The following is a 15,328-nucleotide window of genomic DNA, read 5'->3' on the forward strand; positions in this document are numbered from 1 at the left end:
TGAGCCCCCGGGAGAGGCTCCCGGGGGCTCAGCCGTGCTGGACGGTGCGGCGCGACGACTCAGTCGGAGAGGCGCTCGCCGGACTCGGTGTCGAAGACGTGGACGCTCTGCGGGTCGGTGGTGACGTAGAGGGTCTCGCCCTTCTGCGGGTGCTGGCGTCCGGCCACGCGGACGATCACGTTGGAGGGCGTGCCCTCCACGTCGCAGGTGCCGTAGACGAAGCTGTCGGCGCCGAGCTCCTCGACGACCGTGACCTTGACGGGCAGGCCACCCTCCTCGGCGGTGACGATGCGCCAGCTCTCCGGACGCACGCCGACGGTGACCCTGCCCGACATCTTGCGCTCGGCGGTGGGGTCGACCGGCACCGTGTACTTGCCCACCATGACGTCGCCGTCGACCGCCGTGCCCTCCATGAGGTTCATCTGCGGCGAGCCGATGAATCCGGCGACGAAGAGGTTGGCGGGCTTGTCGTAGAGCTTGAGCGGGGTGTCGACCTGCTGCAGCACGCCGAGCTTCATCACCGCGACCCGGTCGCCCATCGTCATCGCCTCGACCTGGTCGTGCGTGACGTAGACGGTCGTGACGCCGAGGTCCTGCTGGAGACGCGCGATGTCGGTGCGGGTCTGCACCCGCATCTTGGCGTCGAGGTTGGACAGCGGCTCGTCCATGCAGAAGACCTGCGGTGCGCGGACGATCGCGCGACCCATCGCCACACGCTGACGCTGACCGCCCGAGAGTGCCTTGGGCTTGCGCTCGAGGTACTCGGTGAGGCCGAGGATCTCCGCCGCCTTGGCCACCCGTTCCTTGCGCTCGGCTGCGGGCACCTTGGCCATCTTGAGCGAGAACGCCATGTTCTCCTCGACCGACATGTGCGGGTAGAGCGCGTAGTTCTGGAAGACCATCGCGATGTCACGGTCCTTGGGCGGCACGTTGGTGACCTCCCGGTCACCGATGTAGATGCGCCCGTCGTTGACCTCCTCGAGCCCCGCGAGCATCCGCAGGGTCGTGGACTTGCCGCAGCCGGAGGGGCCGACGAGCACCATAAACTCGCCGTCCTTGATCTCCAGGTCGATGCCGGGCACGGCCGGCTCGTCGGTGCCGGGATACCACCGCTGCGCCTTCTCGAACGTCACTGATGCCATGTTCTGCTCCTTCACCGGCAGGTACGTGCCGGACGATCCGTAGTGAAGTGACCCGGGTCACACTAGGGCCCCCGGGTGGGCGCAGCAATCGCGGCCCGTCCCGCGGTCGTTCCCGACGGTGGGGGCGCGGGCCGACGGGCGGGTCGCCGCGTGTCGTCAGTAGGTGCCGAGGTACTTCTTCGGCGTGCCCGGCGCCGGCTGGCGCTGCACCGTGACCGACCCCATGAGGGCCATCCCGCGGATGCGTACGACCGGGGAGCCGGGGCCGACCTCGGCGGGCACCTTGTCCTTGGCCTGGGTGAACTCGCCCATGATCGGGGTGCCGTCCATGACGACGTGCATGTCGGCGGGGACGATCACCTTCACCTCGCCCATGATCGCGCTGGCGTTGAGGAGCGTCTCGTGGGCCGAGAGCTGTGCCTGCCGGAGGTCGATGACCACTCCGCCCATCATCGCGAAGGCGCTGTGGTGCTCGGGCACCGACCAGACGCCGTGGCGCTTGCACTCGCTCATGATCGCGACGGACGAGTTGTGCCCGACCGCGGGCACCGCAGACGGCGTACGACGCACCGGAGGGCCGGCGGGTGGGACTGCGGGGCCCGGCGCCTGGAGGTCGAGCGTGATCGGCACCAGCTCGCCGTAGGTCTTGGCCTGCCAGGTCAGCTCCAGCCGCTCCTCGAGCTCGTCGAGGTCGATCCGGCCCTCCCCCGCAGCGTCCCGCAGCACGTCGGTGACGCGCTGGCGGTCGGCGTCGGAGATGCGCATCTGCGACGGATCGTGCGGGCGGTTCTCGATCTCCCCCATGGCTCCAGCCTAGCGACGAGCGGCAGTCCCCGCCCGTGACGGGCGTCAGGGACGCCGACCCGCCGGCCGGGACGCGGCACGGGGACCGGAATTGCATGGACACGGCGCCTCGCGCGGCGGATGGTGGGGAACGACGTCTCGGGCACTGCACCAGCGGCTGTCGGAGGTGACATGGGCGCACTACCGAGCCCGGTCCTGCCGCCGGGCTCCCACCGGGACCTGGTCCACGCCCTGCACGCGCTGCACCACGGGGCAGGCTGGCCCAGCCTCCGTTTGCTCGCCCGGCACGCCGGGGTGTCCCACACCACGGTCTCCAAGGTCTTCTCCAGCAGCGTCCTCCCGCCCTGGGGCACCGTGGAGCTCCTCGTGGAGGCGATGGGCGGCAGCCGCTCGGAGTTCCACGCCCTCTGGCTCGCCGCGTCCTCGGCGGACGACGACGCGGCTCCCGCTCCGTCCCCCGGGATCGCCGGACGCCGGGCCGAGCTCGCCGTCGTGCGCGACCACCTGGACGGGCACGGCGGCCTCCTGGTGGTGACCGGCGAGGCGGGGATCGGCAAGTCGACGCTCGTCGACGCGGCGGCGGCCCTCACCGACACCCGCGTGGCCGTCGGGCGCTGCCTGCCGTTCTCCACCGAGGTCCCGCTCATGCCTGTGGTGGAGCTGCTCCGCTCGATCCACGACGCGGACGACGGTCGGTGGATCGGCGAGGCGTTGTCCGGCTGCCCGGCCTACGCACGTGGGGCGCTCGCCCGCCTCCTGCCCGAGCTGAGTGGTGCCGCGGCGTCGGCCGACGACGTCGACTTCGCCCAGCAGCACCTCTACGCAGCCGTCGCGGCGGTGCTCGCCAGGCTCGCAGCGACCCGGCCGCTCGCTGCGGTGGTGGAGGACCTGCACGTGTCGGACGCGACCACCCTCGACCTGCTCGAGTACGTCCTGTCGCGCGACGTGGACGTGCCCATCACCGTGACGTGGCGCCTGGACGACCAGAGGGTCCAGCGGTGGCGGAGCGAGTGGCTGGCGCGCGTGCAGGCACTGCCCGGGGTCCGGACGATGAGCCTGGGTCCGCTCACCCTGCCGGAGACACGCGACCAGCTGCGGCTGGCCGGGTGGCTCGACGGCACCACCACCGACCGGGCCCGGCGGATCCACGAGCGGTCACGCGGGCATCCCCTCTTCACCGCCCACCTCGCCATCCAGGGGGACGACCCGACCCTCCCACCGCTGCTGGCCGACCTCCTGGACCGGCGCCTCGGCGACCTCTCACCGGACCAGCACCGGGTGGCCACCGCGCTCGGCGTGGCCGACGGGCCGGTCGGCGTCGAGCTGGTGGTCGCCGCCACCGGCCTCGACGACGACGCCGTGGTCGGCGCCTTGCGGCACCTCGCGGCGCGACACCTGGTGAGCGTGGGCGCCACGGACACGGTGAGGCTGGCGCACCCCCTCCTCGCCGACGCCGCTCGGCGACGGTTGCTCCCGGGCGAGGTACGCCGGCTGCACCGCATGTTCGCCGAGCTGCTCGGACGCGGCGGCGGCGCGGACCCGGCCGTGGTCGCCGAGCACTGGCGGCTCGCCGGGGGGACCACGGAGGAGGCCCGGTGGCGGGCCGCCGCCGCCCGCCAGGCACGCCGTCGCACCGACCCGCGCTCGGAGGCCGAGCACTGGTTGCGGATCCTCGAGCTGGGCCGCCAGCACGCCGTCGCGCCCGAGGGCCTGGTCACGGCGTGGCTGTCCGCGTTCGACGCCTTGCAGCTGTCGGGTCGGCTCGAGGCCTGCGCGGCCCTGGTCGACGACGAGCAGCTCGACGTCGACGCGCTGCCTGACGAGCAGGCGGCCAGGGTGATCCGCCGCGCGGCGCAGGTCGCCTGGCTGGTCGGGGACGATCCCGAGGCCGCCCTGGTGCTCGCCGACCGCGCGCTCGACCGCCTGGCCGGGCATCCCGTCGGCGCCGGGCTCGTCCACGTCCTCGACCAGCGCGCCAACGCCCTGATGGACCTGGCCCGCTACGACGAGGCGACCATCGACCTCCAGGGGGCCCTCGACGCCTGCGCGGAGCTCGATGACGACGCGTTGTACTTCCAGACCGCCGCCACCCTGGCCTGGCACGTGGGTCACCTCGGCGACCTCGCCGCGGCGCTCGACCTCTTCCGCCGGGCGCGCAGCCGGGTGGCCGGCACGGCCGGACCGTGGCGGGAGGCCAACCTGGCGATGATGCACACCGACGTGCTCCTCCAGCATCACCGGCCGCCCCGCGAGGTCGAGGAGGCCGCCCGGCTCGTGCTCGACCTCGGGCGGGAGTGGCAGCTCGACTTCCACCTCCTCACGCTGGTGAAGGCCAATGTCGTCGAGGCCTACCTCGACGCGGGCCGGACCGGCGACGCCGCTGCCCGCCTGGTCGACGTGCCGCGGTCGCACAGCTACGACGACTGGCCGGGCCAGTGGGTGTCGGCGCGCCTCGACATCGTCCAGGGTCGTACCGGCGACGCGATCAGGACCATGCGCGGGCTGGTGAAGGTCGGTGGCAGCACGCGCAACAGGCTGAACCGTGCGGTGTGGGAGGCCACCGCGCTCCTGTGGCAGGACGAGCCGGAGCAGGCATGGGCGGCGCTGCACGACCCGCTCGACGCGTTCCTCGACTCCGCCGGGATCGCCGACTACTGGCTGGCGTTCCTGGTGCTCGCCCGAGCCGCGGCCGACGCGCGCACGCCTCCGGGAGGTGGTGCGTCGGACGAGGTCGCGACCGCACTCGAGGGCCTGGAGGGTCCGGAAGATCTGGAGGACCTGGAGGCCATGCGCCGGCGGGCCCGCCTCGACCCGCTGGACGCGCAGCGGTCGTCGGCAGGGGTGGCGGCCGGCGTGACCTGGGACGCCGAGCTCGTCCGGGCTCGTGGCACCGACACGGTGGACCAGTGGTCACGTGCCGCAGTCGCCTGGGGCCACCTCGGCCGACCCCACGCGGCGGCGTACTGCCGCTGGCGCGCGGCGCAGGTCGCGCTCCGCGAGGGCCGGGGCGCCGTCGCCGATCGGCTGCTGCGGCGGGCCGCCGCCGACGCCCGTGAGCACGTGCCCCTGTCCCGGGTGATCGCCGAGACGTCCGGCCGGTGAGCGACGGCACACCGTCCGCGGTGGCGGACGGGTGAGGACGTGGATGGATCCCTGCGCCCGGAGGGGCAGGGATCCATCGGGCGGACGCGGCCAAGGGACGAGGACCGGACGCCCCCCGACGGCGCCCGGTCTGCCTCGTTCACAGGGCGTTGTCCCGGAAGTCCTTCCGGTTGAGGCTCCGCTCCTGGTCCGGTTCGGCTTCCTGCTTCTTCGGCGAGCGCTGGCCGTACTCGTCACCGAAGTGGTACCGGTTTCCCGAGGTGTACTCGGGCACCGGGGCCTTGGTGTCCTTGTCGTCCGTGCCGCGGTTGATGTTCTGGGCCGGCGGATCGACGTCGGCACCGCAGGCGGCGAAGACGGGCAGGACGAGGGCCGCAACCGCACACGCAGCCATGCGTCGGCGGACCGAATGGGTGTTGGTGTTCATGGGGTGTCCCTTCGTGGTGCCGGACCCGGATGGACCGGCCGTTCCTCCACGGTGGGACCGCCGCCGGAACGGTTGACAAGGGTTGACAGACGCTGACACCCCGACCGCGAGCGGTCTGGACCACCCGTGGGTCCCCCACCGGATCGGCGATCCTTGTCCGATGGGCGCGCTACCGCGACCCGAGGTGCCTCCCGGACCCCATCGGGAGCTCGTCGACGGTCTCCACGACCTGCACCACCGAGCGGGCTGGCCCAGCCTCCGGAGGCTCGCGGAGCAGACCGGGGTCTCGCACACCACCGTCTCGAAGGCGCTGTCGTCGCCGGCGCTTCCCAGCTGGGGGACGGTCGAGCTGTTGGTCGAGGCGATGGGCGGCGACGTGCCGCAGGCGCGCGAGCTCTGGCTGGCTGCCTCGGCGCCGTCGGGCGATCCCGGGACCGAGCGCGGCGCCACTCGGATCGCGGGTCGCGGGGCTGAGCTGAGGGTCGTACGACACCACCTCACGTCGGGCACCGGACTGCTGCTGGTCACGGGTGAGGCAGGCATCGGCAAGTCGGCCCTCGTGGGTGCGGCTGTGGGCTCGACGGACGTCTTCGTCGCTGTCGGTCGCTGCCTGCACCTCTCCCGCGAGATGCCGCTCATGCCGGTGGCCGACGCCCTCCGCGCGGTGCTCGAGCACGACGGTCAGTGGATGGCGGAGGCCCTGGCTGCGTGCCCCACCTTCGTGGCCACCTCGCTGGCGAGGCTGCTGCCCGAGCTCGACGACAGCCCGGGAGCTCGAGCCTCCGACGACCTCTGGGGCCTCGAGCGGCTCTTCGCGTCGGTGGGCAGCACCCTGCGCGCCCTGGCGGACGCGCGTCCGCTCGCGGTGCACCTCGAGGACCTCCACTGGGCTGACCGGAGCACCCTCGACCTGCTCACGCACCTCATCACCAGTCCGTCGCGTCCACCGCTCGTGGCGACGTGGCGGGTGGACGACCCCGACGTGTCCGACGTGCACACCGATTGGCTCGCCCGTGCGCGCCGGACGGACGGCGTCACTGCCGTCGACGTCCCACCGCTCACCCCTGCCGAGACCGCCGAGCAGCTGCGGCTGCTCCTGGGACGTGGCGCCGACGACCTGGCCCGACGCATCCACGCGCGGAGCCAGGGCCTGCCGCTGTACACCGCCGAGCTCGCCGCGGGCCCGGACGCCGTCGTGTTGCCCCGCGCCCTCGCCGACCTCCTCGACCGACGCATCGGCGACCTCGACGACGTGCCCTGGCGGGTGGCGCGGATGCTGGGGGTCGCTCAACGCAGGCTGCCTCCCGACGTGCTGCGTGCCGCCACGGGAGTGCCACCCGAGGCGATGGACGAGGCCCTGCACCTGCTCGCGCGGCGGCGTCTGCTCCGGTCCGGCACCGGCGAGGACGCCGAGCTCGCCCACCCGCTCTTCGTGGAGGCCGTCGCGCGACGCCTGGTGCCGGGAGAGGCGGTGGAGGTGCACGCCCGCCTCGCCGAGGCCTTGACCGCGGCGCCCGGCGTGGAGCCGGCCGAGGTCGCGGACCACTGGCTGGCGGCCGGACGGCCCGACCAGGAGGTCTCCGCACGCATCGATGCGGCGATCGTGGCGGGCGCGCGCTTCGCCTTCGCGAAGGAGCTCGCGACGTGGTTGCGCGTGCTGGCCCTGTGGGACGCGGGCCACACGCCCGAGGACGTCGACCTGTGGGAGGTGCTCGTGCGGGCGATCGAGGCCGCCGTCGAGACGGGCGACGTCGAGACGGGCCACGACCTCGCCGACCGCGCGGCCCGGCTGCCGCTCGACGAGCTCACCGACAGCGCACGCGCCCAGGTCCTGCACCGGTTGGGGTCGCAGCGCTACGAGGAAGGAGACGGCGCCGGGGCGGAGGAGCTGATGGACCTGGCGCTGCGGCTGCTCGAACCACTGCCGCCGTCGCCGGAGCTCTTCCGACTGCACGAGGACCGCACCGGGCTCCTCCTGCAGATGGGGCGGCACAGGGAGGCGCTCGCCGCGATCGACCGGTCGGCCGAGCTCCTCGAGGTCGCCGATGCCCGGTTCCGCGGTCGTCATCGGGCGTCGGTGCTCTGGAGGGCGAGCCTGGCCACCGGTGACGCCGAGGCGGCGGTGGAGGAGGCCCTCCGAGCCTTCGAGGACGACGACGACTCCGACCCGGTCGCCCAGCTGATGATCGCCGCCAACGCGACGGACGCCCTGCTCAGCACGTCGTCGCCAGCGGCGCGCGCCGAGGAGATCGCCCGCGCCCCGCTCGCGACCGCGGCAGCCTGGGACCTCGAGCTCTCCTACCCGGGAGCCCTCGTCCGCACGAACGTGTGCTGGGCGCACCTCCTCGACGGGAACACCCGCGCGGCGCGGGCGTGGATCGAGCCGATCACCCGCTCGCGCCCCGCCACCAACACCGCGTTCGCCCATCTCATGCTGGCGGCCGTCGAGCTGCGCGAGGGGAACGCGCCGGCCGCCCTCCGGCGCAGTCGCGCGGCGGACGAGCACATTCGCATCCACGACCAGAACTGGACGCTGTGCCTGCCCTGGGAGGCGGAGATCGAGCTCTGGGCGGGACGGGCGTCCGACACGTGCCCACGGCTCGCGGACGTGCTGGCGCGGGACCTGGCCGGGGAGCAGGCCGCCGCGGCCGCGCCACTGCTGGTCGCGCTGGCCCGGGCACACGCAGAGGTCATGGACGAGACGGCGGCACCCTCGAGCCTGCGACGATCGACGTCGAGCTCGCTCCGTGCGCAGGTCGCCGGCGCCTCGACCGACCCGTTCGGGCCGGGCGTCCCCGACGTCGCCACGACGGCCAACGCGCTGCTGTGGGAGGCCGAGCTGTCCCGGCTGGAGGACCGCGCCACCGTCGACCTCTGGGCACGAGCGGCCTCCCGGTGGGACCTGCTGCGACGTCCGCACCAGTCCGGCTACTGCCGGTGGCGCGGCGCACAGGTGGCCCTCCACGACGGCCGGGGCGGCCTGGCGAGCCGGCTGGCCGTCCGGGCCCGCGCAGACGCCCGGCAGCACGTGCCCCTCGCCGATGCGGCGGCCGCCACGCTCGACCGCGTCGGGACCACCTGACGGGATCTGGACAACCCCCCACCACGGGTCGATCCTGAGGAGGAACCCTGGGAGGGCCGATGGGCCTGCTGCACCAGCCCGAGCTCGCGCCCGGACCGCACCGCGACCTCGTCGATGCGCTGCACCGCCTGCACCACGCGGCAGGACGGCCCAGCCTTCGCGCCATCGCCCGCCGGGCGGGGTGCTCGCACACGACCGTGTTCCACGTGTTCACGCACCCGCGGCTGCCCGCGTGGTCGCTCCTCGAGGTGGTCGTGACGGCGACCGGGGGCGACCCGGCCGACTTCCGGGACCTCTGGCTCGCCGCCACGGCGGACGGCGCCCGGCACCTGCCCCCTCCCGCGCGGACCATCGCCGGCCGCCGCGCCGAGCTCCTCGTCGTACGCCGACACCTCGAGGCAGGCGGCGGGCTGCTGGTCCTCACCGGCGAGCCCGGCATCGGCACGACGACGCTCCTGGCGGCAGCATCGCAGCAGGTGTCCACGTTCGTGGCTCGAGCCGGCGGGCTGCCGATCCTGGCCGACGCGCCCTTCGCGCTCGTGTCCGACGTGCTGCGCCAGGTGTGGCTCGACGACGAGGGTCGGTGGTTCGGCGAGGCGCTCGGCCGCTGCCCCGGCTTCGTCGCACCGGCGCTGTCCCGGATCCTGCCGGAGATCGGGCTGCCCGGTCGCGACCTGGAGGACCGCTTCGCGACCGACCGCCTCTTCGCCGCGATCGAGTCCATCCTCGCCGCCCTGTCCTCGCTCCGCCCCCTGGCGCTCGTGCTCGAGGACCTGCACTGGTCCGACCCGAGCTCGCGCGGCTTCGTCGAGCGGCACGTGGTCGGTGGCCGGGGTGTCCCGATCGTCGCCAGCCTGTGCACCGGCGAGTCCGCGCAGGCCGACGCGTGGCTGACGCGCGTGCGTCGGGAGGCGGCGCTGGTGCTCAACCTCGCTCCGCTCACCCTCAAGGAGACCCGGGAGCAGCTGCGGCTGCTCGTCGGACCCCGGCTGCGCCGCGGCGACGTCGAGCGCGTCCACGCGCTGGGCCGCGGGGTGCCGCTGTCCACCGAGGAGCTGGCGCGCTCGATGACCGCGGCCACGGTGCCGGAGCCGCTGGCCGACGTGCTGTCCCGGCAGCTCGGCCACCTCAGCCCGAGCGCCAGGTCGGTGCTGCTCGTGGCAGCGCTCGCGGACCGTCCCCTCCCCCCGCAGGTCGTCGCCGACGCGACGTCGATGGACCAGCCCGAGCTCGACGACGCGCTGCGCGAGCTGGTGTCGCGGCACCTGCTCGCCGACCCCTACACCGCGACCGACGTCACCGTCCGCCACCCGCTGACGGCCGCCACGTTGCGGGCCGGGCTCGTGCCGGGAGAGGCCGTACCGACCCACAGGAGGCTGGCAGCCGTCCTGGCCACGACGTCGCACCCGTCGCCGGCCGAGGTCGCGGCGCACTGGCGCGGCGCCGGGGATCCTCGTGAGGAGCTGCGGTGGCGGGTTGCTGCCGGACGGGCGGCCTGCGACGGGTTGTCCCGCGACGAGGAGGCGGTCCACTGGGAGCGCGCCCTGGACCTGTGGCCCGCCGACGGCCCCGCCCCCGCCGACGCCGGGATCACCAGGTGCGAGCTGCTGCTGGAGCTCGTCCACTCCAGGACCGGCTCGGGTCGCACCGATCAGGCGAGGCCCGTGGTGGAGGACGTGGTGGAAGAGGCCCTGGCTCTCGCCCCGGCGCTGCCCGGGCACGACCACGCCCGCGCGCTGCGCCGGGCGGGGCAGGTGCTCGCACAGGTCGATCCGGAGACATCCGTGCGCCTGCTCGACGAGGCGATCACGGTGCTCGACAGTCTCGACGACCGCGTCTCCCTGGTCCGGGCCATGGGCGACAAGTCGGGCGCCCTGCGAGGAGCCGGTCGCAACGGCGAGGCCGACCTCGTCATCGACCGGATGCTCGAGATCAGCGCCGGGCTCGGCGACCCGGCGCTGCACCGCGACGCCCTGGTCGAGCGCGCCTGGCACGACATCGTGCTGGGGCGCTCGGCCCACGGGCTGCGCGCGGCCCGGGAGGCGAGGACCGTCCTCGTCGAGGGCAACCCCTTCAGCGACGTGTGGCTCGGGACCTACCACACCGACCTGCTGCTGATGCTGTGCGCGCGAGCCGACGACGTGGCCGACGCGGCGGACCCCGGGCTGGCCGCGGTGCGCGAGGCCGGGATCGAGTCGTTCGTCCTCAGCACGATGCTCCTCTGCAACGTCGCCGAGGCCCGCCTCCACGCCGGAGCCACCGGAGCCGCGTCCCGGCTGGTCCGTCCGCGCACCAAGGACGAGCCCCGGCAGGCGACCCGCTTCCTGCACCTCACCCGGGCGTGGGTCGAGGTGGTGCACGGCGACCTCGAGCCGGCCGACCGACGGCTCGAGGCGATCGCCACGCTCGACTTCGGGGTCAGCGCTCACCGGCAGGCGGTGGTGACCGTCCAGGCGCTGTGCGACCTGTGGCGCGATCTGCCGACGCAGGCCCTCGAACGGATCGGTGACGGCATCGCCGGCGAGACGGCCACCTCGTGGTCGCCCTACACCGGGTCCCTGCTGTGCCTCGCCGCCCGCGCAGGCGCCGACGTCGCCGAGGCCGACCCCACCCGCCGAGCCGTCCTCGCCGCTCGTCTCTCGGCCTGGCAGCGCCAGTGGTCCACCGACCCGCTCGCCCCGGAGGCGGCCCACGCCGCTGCCCCTGCGACCCGGAGCACGTGGCGCGCCGAGCTCGCCCGGCTCCACGGCGTCGCACAGCTGCAGCACTGGATCGGTGCGGCCGAGCAATGGGACCTCGTCGCCCGCCCGCACGAGGCGGCGTACGCCCGCTGGCGGGCGGGCGAGCTCGCGCTGGGCGAGGGTCGCGGCACCCTCGCCCGGAGGCTGCTGCGCCGTGCCCACGCCCAGGCGCGTGGGCACGTGCCCCTGCTCGGCGTGGTCGACCGGTCCCGCGCCCTGGTGCCGGACACGTTCTCCTCCGCCGCGCCGGGAGGGCCGCGGGTCCCGAAGCCGCGGGTGGCCGCCGTCCGGAAGCGCGGGTGAGCCGCTCGATCAGCGCCCGCGCGGCGCAGCGACGTGCTGGTAGTCCTTCGTCGACACCCAGGCGCCGCCCCACTCCCAGCCCATGCGGGTGAACGCCGCGACCGGGATGTCGCCGGCCCGGATGACACCGGGCCGCGCGGGTGCCGACCGGTCCCGGGCGATCGCCACAAAGGGCAGGCCGGCCGGAGGGTCGACGCGTGCAGGCGTGACGTAGGGGTTCTGCACCGGGTTGATGTCGATCGCCGCGCCGTAGGCGTGCTGCGACCAGCTGCGCTGCCCCGCGACCCGGCGACAGTTGAAGCCGGAGGTGTTGTTGGCCGCCATGGAGCGGTCGTCGTCAGCGCCGTAGTCGTCCACGAGCCGCATCCGCGCGACCGGGAAGCCCGCGTCGTACAGGCGTCCGAACGCGTCGGCCACCTGGCGCGCCCACCGCCGGTGGACGACCAGCTCGCCCGTCCGCGCCCGGCCGTCGAAGTCGCGGTGGGTCAACCGCAGGTGGCGCAGGTCGCGGAGCGGGACGGGACAGCCGGATCGGTGGCTGCGGCGCATCCGGTCGGCGAGGTCGACGTCGATGCGGCTCACCGACGAGGCGTACGCCGGGTCGTCGGCCTGCGCGCCACCGCGGTCGGCGGCCAGTCCGGTGCAGCGCTGCCGGGCACGCCAGTCGGCCACGGCGCGGGTGCGCTCCGCTCCGGTGACCGGGACGGGCCGGCCGTTGGTCGGCGAGATCGTGGCCGGCGTCCAGGACTTCTGCACGGCGCCCTCGGCATCGAGGGTCACCGACAGGACCCCCGTCCGGGCCTGGCGAGCGTGGTACCAGACGAAGTTGCCCAGGCCGTAGGCCACCACGGCGTCGCCGGCCCATCCCCCGCCGCCGAGGACGTGGGAGTGGCTGCCCACCACGACGTCCGCGCCGGCGTCGGCGAGGTCACGGGCGAGCAGCCGCTGCGACTGCGTCGGGCAGGACTGGTACTCCCGGCCCCAGTGCAGGTAGACCACGACGAGCTGGTCGCGCGCCGACGCCGCCTCGACCGCGGCGACCAGCCCTGCGGCGTTGCTGCCCCGAGCCGACGCCGTACCGATGCGTCCGGCGCTCGCGGACCACACGTCACTGGCGCCCTCGCGCTGGACGCCGTCGGCCGCGAGGAAGGCGACCTCGAGGTCGCCGACCTCGACCACGTGGGGGTCGTACGCCGCCTCGCCGCGGCCCGCGCCGACCATCGCGACGCCACTCCCGCGGCCGGCCGCCAGCGTGTCCTGCAGGCCCTCGGCGCCGTAGTCGCCCGCGTGGTTGTTGGCCACGCTCACCACGTCGACACCGGCGTCAGCCAGCACGCCGACGGCGGCGGGGCGGGTGCGGAACCAGTAGCGGTCGCCGGCGTTCTCGAGCTCCTTGGGGTCGCGACGCTCGCTCCGCGTCACGGGCGTCTCGAGGTTGACCATCGCGACGTCGGCGGCGCGCAGCGTGCGGGCGATGCGTCCCAGCCCGTCGGGCCGGTCCAGCAGCCGACCCGCCTGGCCCTCGAAGTGCACGTCGCCACCGAAGGCCAGGGTCACCTGCCCGCCCCGGGCCGGCGGCGTCGTCGAGGTGCTGCCGGCACCCGGGTCGTCCGGCGGCTCCTGGCTGGGCGCGGGCGAGGTGCAGGCCGACGCGACCAGCGCGCAGGCGACCAGTGCCGCGAGATGTCGAGCCCGTCCCTCCATCCCCCGATTGTGCCGTGGTGGGCGAAGAGCGAGTCCGCCGCTGGGACTCAGGCGGCCCGAGCAGCGAGGTGCCGCGACACCGCGAGGGCGGCCCGTCGACCGGCGCGCGAAGCGCCCACCGTGCTGGCCGAGGGCCCGTAGCCCACGAGCTGCACGCGCGGGTCGCTGACGGCCGTGGTCGCGCCCTGCACGTTCCCGGGCACCGGGACGAGGGCGATGCCGCCCTGCGGGGAGCGGAGGCCGAGCGGGGCGAGGTGCTCGACGGCGGGGCGGAAGCCGGTGGCCCAGAGGATCACGTCGACGGGCTCGAAGCGGCCGTCGGCCCACCGCACGCCGTCGGGCTCGATCCGCTCGAACATCGGGAGGCGCCGCTCGTAGGCGCCCAGCCGGGCCGCCTCCTGCTCCTGCGGACGAAGCGCCAGACCGGTCGCGCTGACGACGCTCGCCGGCGGCAACCCCTGTCGTACGCGCTCCTCGACGGCGGTCACCGCGGCGAGGCCGGCCGCGGAGTCGAAGTCGTCGTCGCGCCACACCGGCGGGCGGCGGGTCACCCACAGCGTGTCGGTGACGGGCGCGAGCTCGCCGATGAACTGCACCGCGGAGGCGCCGCCGCCGACCACGAGCACGCGCTTGCCGCGGAAGTGCTCGGCGCCCGGGTAGCCGGCCGTGTGGAGCTGCTCGCCGGCGAACGACGCGATGCCCGGGTAGTGCGGCACGAAGGGGCGCGTCCAGGTGCCGGTCGCGTTCACCAGCGTCCGGGCGCGCCAGACGCGGTCGCCCGCGCGCACGACGAGGAGCTCGCCCTCGCTCTCGACGCGGTCGACCCGCACCGGACGGACGACCGGGAGGTGGTGCCACCGCTCGTAGCCGTCGAAGTAGTCGGGCACGACGAGGTTCGCCGCCAGGTCACGACCGTCGGGCGCGGTGGACGCCGGCAGGTCGGCGACCCCGTGCACGTCACCCATGCTGAGGGACGCCCACCGGTGCTGCCACGCCCCGCCCGGACCGGGGTTGGCGTCGAGGACGAGGTGGTCGATGCCGCGCTGGCGCAGGAAGTACGACGCCGCGAGACCGGCCTGCCCGGCGCCGATCACGACCGAGTCAAGGACGGAGTCGAGGGTGGAGTCGAGGGCGGAGCCGGGCGCCGCCTCGGGCGCTGCCTCGTGAACCTTCACGTCGCCTGCAACGCGCGAGCGCGAGCTCCTATGCCCGTGCCCCTGTGCTCCGCGCCTGCCGCGTGGCAGCCTCGACGCATGACCACCTCCGTCGCTGACCTCGCCACCCGGCTCCTCGAGCTCCACCACACCGGCTCCACGCTGGTCCTCCCCAACGTCTGGGACGCCTGGTCCGCGAAGGTCGTCGCCGAGGCCGGCTTCGGTGCGCTCAGCATCGGCAGCCACCCGTTGGCCGACTCCCGCGGCCAGGGCGACAAGGAGGACATGACGCTCGACGACGCCCTCGACGGCGTACGACGCATCTGCTCGGCCGTGCCGGAGGTCCCGGTGACCGCCGACATGGAGGCCGGCTACGGCGCCACGCCCCAGGAGCTCGTCGAGCGGCTCCTCGAGGCCGGCGCCGTCGGCCTCAACATCGAGGACACCGTGCACTCCGAAGGTGGGCGGATGCGCTCGGCGGCGGAGCACGCCGACTACATCGGCGCGATCCGCCAGGCGGCGGACGGGGCGGGCGTCGACCTGGTGGTCAACGCCCGCACCGACGTGTTCCTCAAGAAGGACCAGTTCGCGGACCCGGTCGGCGAGGCCGTCACCCGCCTGCGGGCGTGCGAGGAGGCGGGCGCGCGCTGCGTCTACCCCGTCGGCGTACCGGACGCGGCCGCCCTGCAGGCCCTCCTCGACGCGCTGTCCGGTCCGGTCAACGTCATCGCCAACCCGCGCACCGGCAGCGCCGCCGGGTCGCTGGAGGACCTTCAGGTGATGGGCGTGCACCGGGTGACCTTCGGCCCCAAGCTGATGCAGGAGCTCGCGCCCGACCTCACGGCCCTGGTCATGCCCTGGCGCTGACG

Annotated in this window: 9 protein-coding genes; 4 read left to right on the top strand and 5 right to left on the bottom strand. The window is 74.5% G+C overall.

The window, feature by feature from the left end; translation table 11 throughout:
- Positions 1 to 59: 59 nt before the first annotated feature.
- The gene (locus ACFQW6_RS02230) at positions 60 to 1,142 is read right to left on the bottom strand and encodes an ABC transporter ATP-binding protein (protein WP_378540700.1); all 1,083 of its coding nucleotides are present in this window, start codon (positions 1,140 to 1,142) and stop codon (positions 60 to 62) included.
- A gap of 156 nt (positions 1,143 to 1,298) precedes the next feature.
- Positions 1,299 to 1,946, bottom strand: a complete 648-nt coding sequence (locus ACFQW6_RS02235; RefSeq protein WP_378540703.1) for a DUF1707 domain-containing protein — start codon at positions 1,944 to 1,946, stop codon at positions 1,299 to 1,301.
- Between the two features lie 171 nt (positions 1,947 to 2,117).
- Here ACFQW6_RS02235 and ACFQW6_RS02240 point away from each other — a divergent pair, with 171 nt between their 5' ends.
- Complete coding sequence (locus tag ACFQW6_RS02240; protein WP_378540706.1) at positions 2,118 to 5,048, top strand: ATP-binding protein; 2,931 nt, start codon at positions 2,118 to 2,120, stop codon at positions 5,046 to 5,048.
- Positions 5,049 to 5,187: 139 nt separating this feature from the next.
- On the opposite strand, the gene ACFQW6_RS02245 is transcribed toward ACFQW6_RS02240, so the two are convergent.
- Positions 5,188 to 5,475 (bottom strand): hypothetical protein, encoded by a 288-nt coding sequence (locus ACFQW6_RS02245; protein ID WP_378540709.1) that lies wholly within the window; start codon positions 5,473 to 5,475, stop codon positions 5,188 to 5,190.
- A gap of 160 nt (positions 5,476 to 5,635) precedes the next feature.
- Here ACFQW6_RS02245 and ACFQW6_RS02250 point away from each other — a divergent pair, with 160 nt between their 5' ends.
- Both ACFQW6_RS02250 and ACFQW6_RS02255 read left to right on the top strand, forming a co-directional pair.
- Complete coding sequence (locus ACFQW6_RS02250) at positions 5,636 to 8,557, top strand: ATP-binding protein (protein ID WP_378540711.1); 2,922 nt, start codon at positions 5,636 to 5,638, stop codon at positions 8,555 to 8,557.
- Positions 8,558 to 8,616: 59 nt separating this feature from the next.
- A complete protein-coding gene (locus tag ACFQW6_RS02255; protein WP_378540713.1) occupies positions 8,617 to 11,601 on the top strand; it encodes an ATP-binding protein in 2,985 nt (994 codons plus the stop codon).
- A gap of 9 nt (positions 11,602 to 11,610) precedes the next feature.
- On the opposite strand, the gene ACFQW6_RS02260 is transcribed toward ACFQW6_RS02255, so the two are convergent.
- A complete protein-coding gene (locus tag ACFQW6_RS02260; RefSeq protein WP_378540715.1) occupies positions 11,611 to 13,305 on the bottom strand; it encodes a CapA family protein in 1,695 nt (564 codons plus the stop codon).
- Positions 13,306 to 13,352: 47 nt separating this feature from the next.
- On the bottom strand, positions 13,353 to 14,480 hold the full coding sequence (locus ACFQW6_RS02265; protein ID WP_378540717.1) for an NAD(P)-binding domain-containing protein: 1,128 nt from the start codon (positions 14,478 to 14,480) through the stop codon (positions 13,353 to 13,355).
- Between the two features lie 78 nt (positions 14,481 to 14,558).
- Here ACFQW6_RS02265 and ACFQW6_RS02270 point away from each other — a divergent pair, with 78 nt between their 5' ends.
- Positions 14,559 to 15,326 carry an isocitrate lyase/phosphoenolpyruvate mutase family protein gene (locus ACFQW6_RS02270; protein ID WP_378540719.1) on the top strand — a complete coding sequence of 256 codons (768 nt, stop codon included), beginning with the start codon at positions 14,559 to 14,561 and terminating at the stop codon, positions 15,324 to 15,326.
- Positions 15,327 to 15,328 lie beyond the last annotated feature (2 nt).

The organism is Nocardioides sp. GCM10028917 (assembly GCF_042666175.1).
Lineage (GTDB): Bacteria > Actinomycetota > Actinomycetes > Propionibacteriales > Nocardioidaceae > Nocardioides.

Coding starts and splice junctions, on each gene's coding strand:
- ACFQW6_RS02240 (WP_378540706.1), top strand. CDS start 2,118: ATGGGCGCACTACCGAGCCCGGTCCTGCCGCCGGGCTCCCACCGGGAC.
- ACFQW6_RS02235 (WP_378540703.1), bottom strand. CDS start 1,946: ATGGGGGAGATCGAGAACCGCCCGCACGATCCGTCGCAGATGCGCATC.
- ACFQW6_RS02250 (WP_378540711.1), top strand. CDS start 5,636: ATGGGCGCGCTACCGCGACCCGAGGTGCCTCCCGGACCCCATCGGGAG.
- ACFQW6_RS02245 (WP_378540709.1), bottom strand. CDS start 5,475: ATGAACACCAACACCCATTCGGTCCGCCGACGCATGGCTGCGTGTGCG.
- ACFQW6_RS02255 (WP_378540713.1), top strand. CDS start 8,617: ATGGGCCTGCTGCACCAGCCCGAGCTCGCGCCCGGACCGCACCGCGAC.
- ACFQW6_RS02230 (WP_378540700.1), bottom strand. CDS start 1,142: ATGGCATCAGTGACGTTCGAGAAGGCGCAGCGGTGGTATCCCGGCACC.
- ACFQW6_RS02270 (WP_378540719.1), top strand. CDS start 14,559: ATGACCACCTCCGTCGCTGACCTCGCCACCCGGCTCCTCGAGCTCCAC.
- ACFQW6_RS02260 (WP_378540715.1), bottom strand. CDS start 13,305: ATGGAGGGACGGGCTCGACATCTCGCGGCACTGGTCGCCTGCGCGCTG.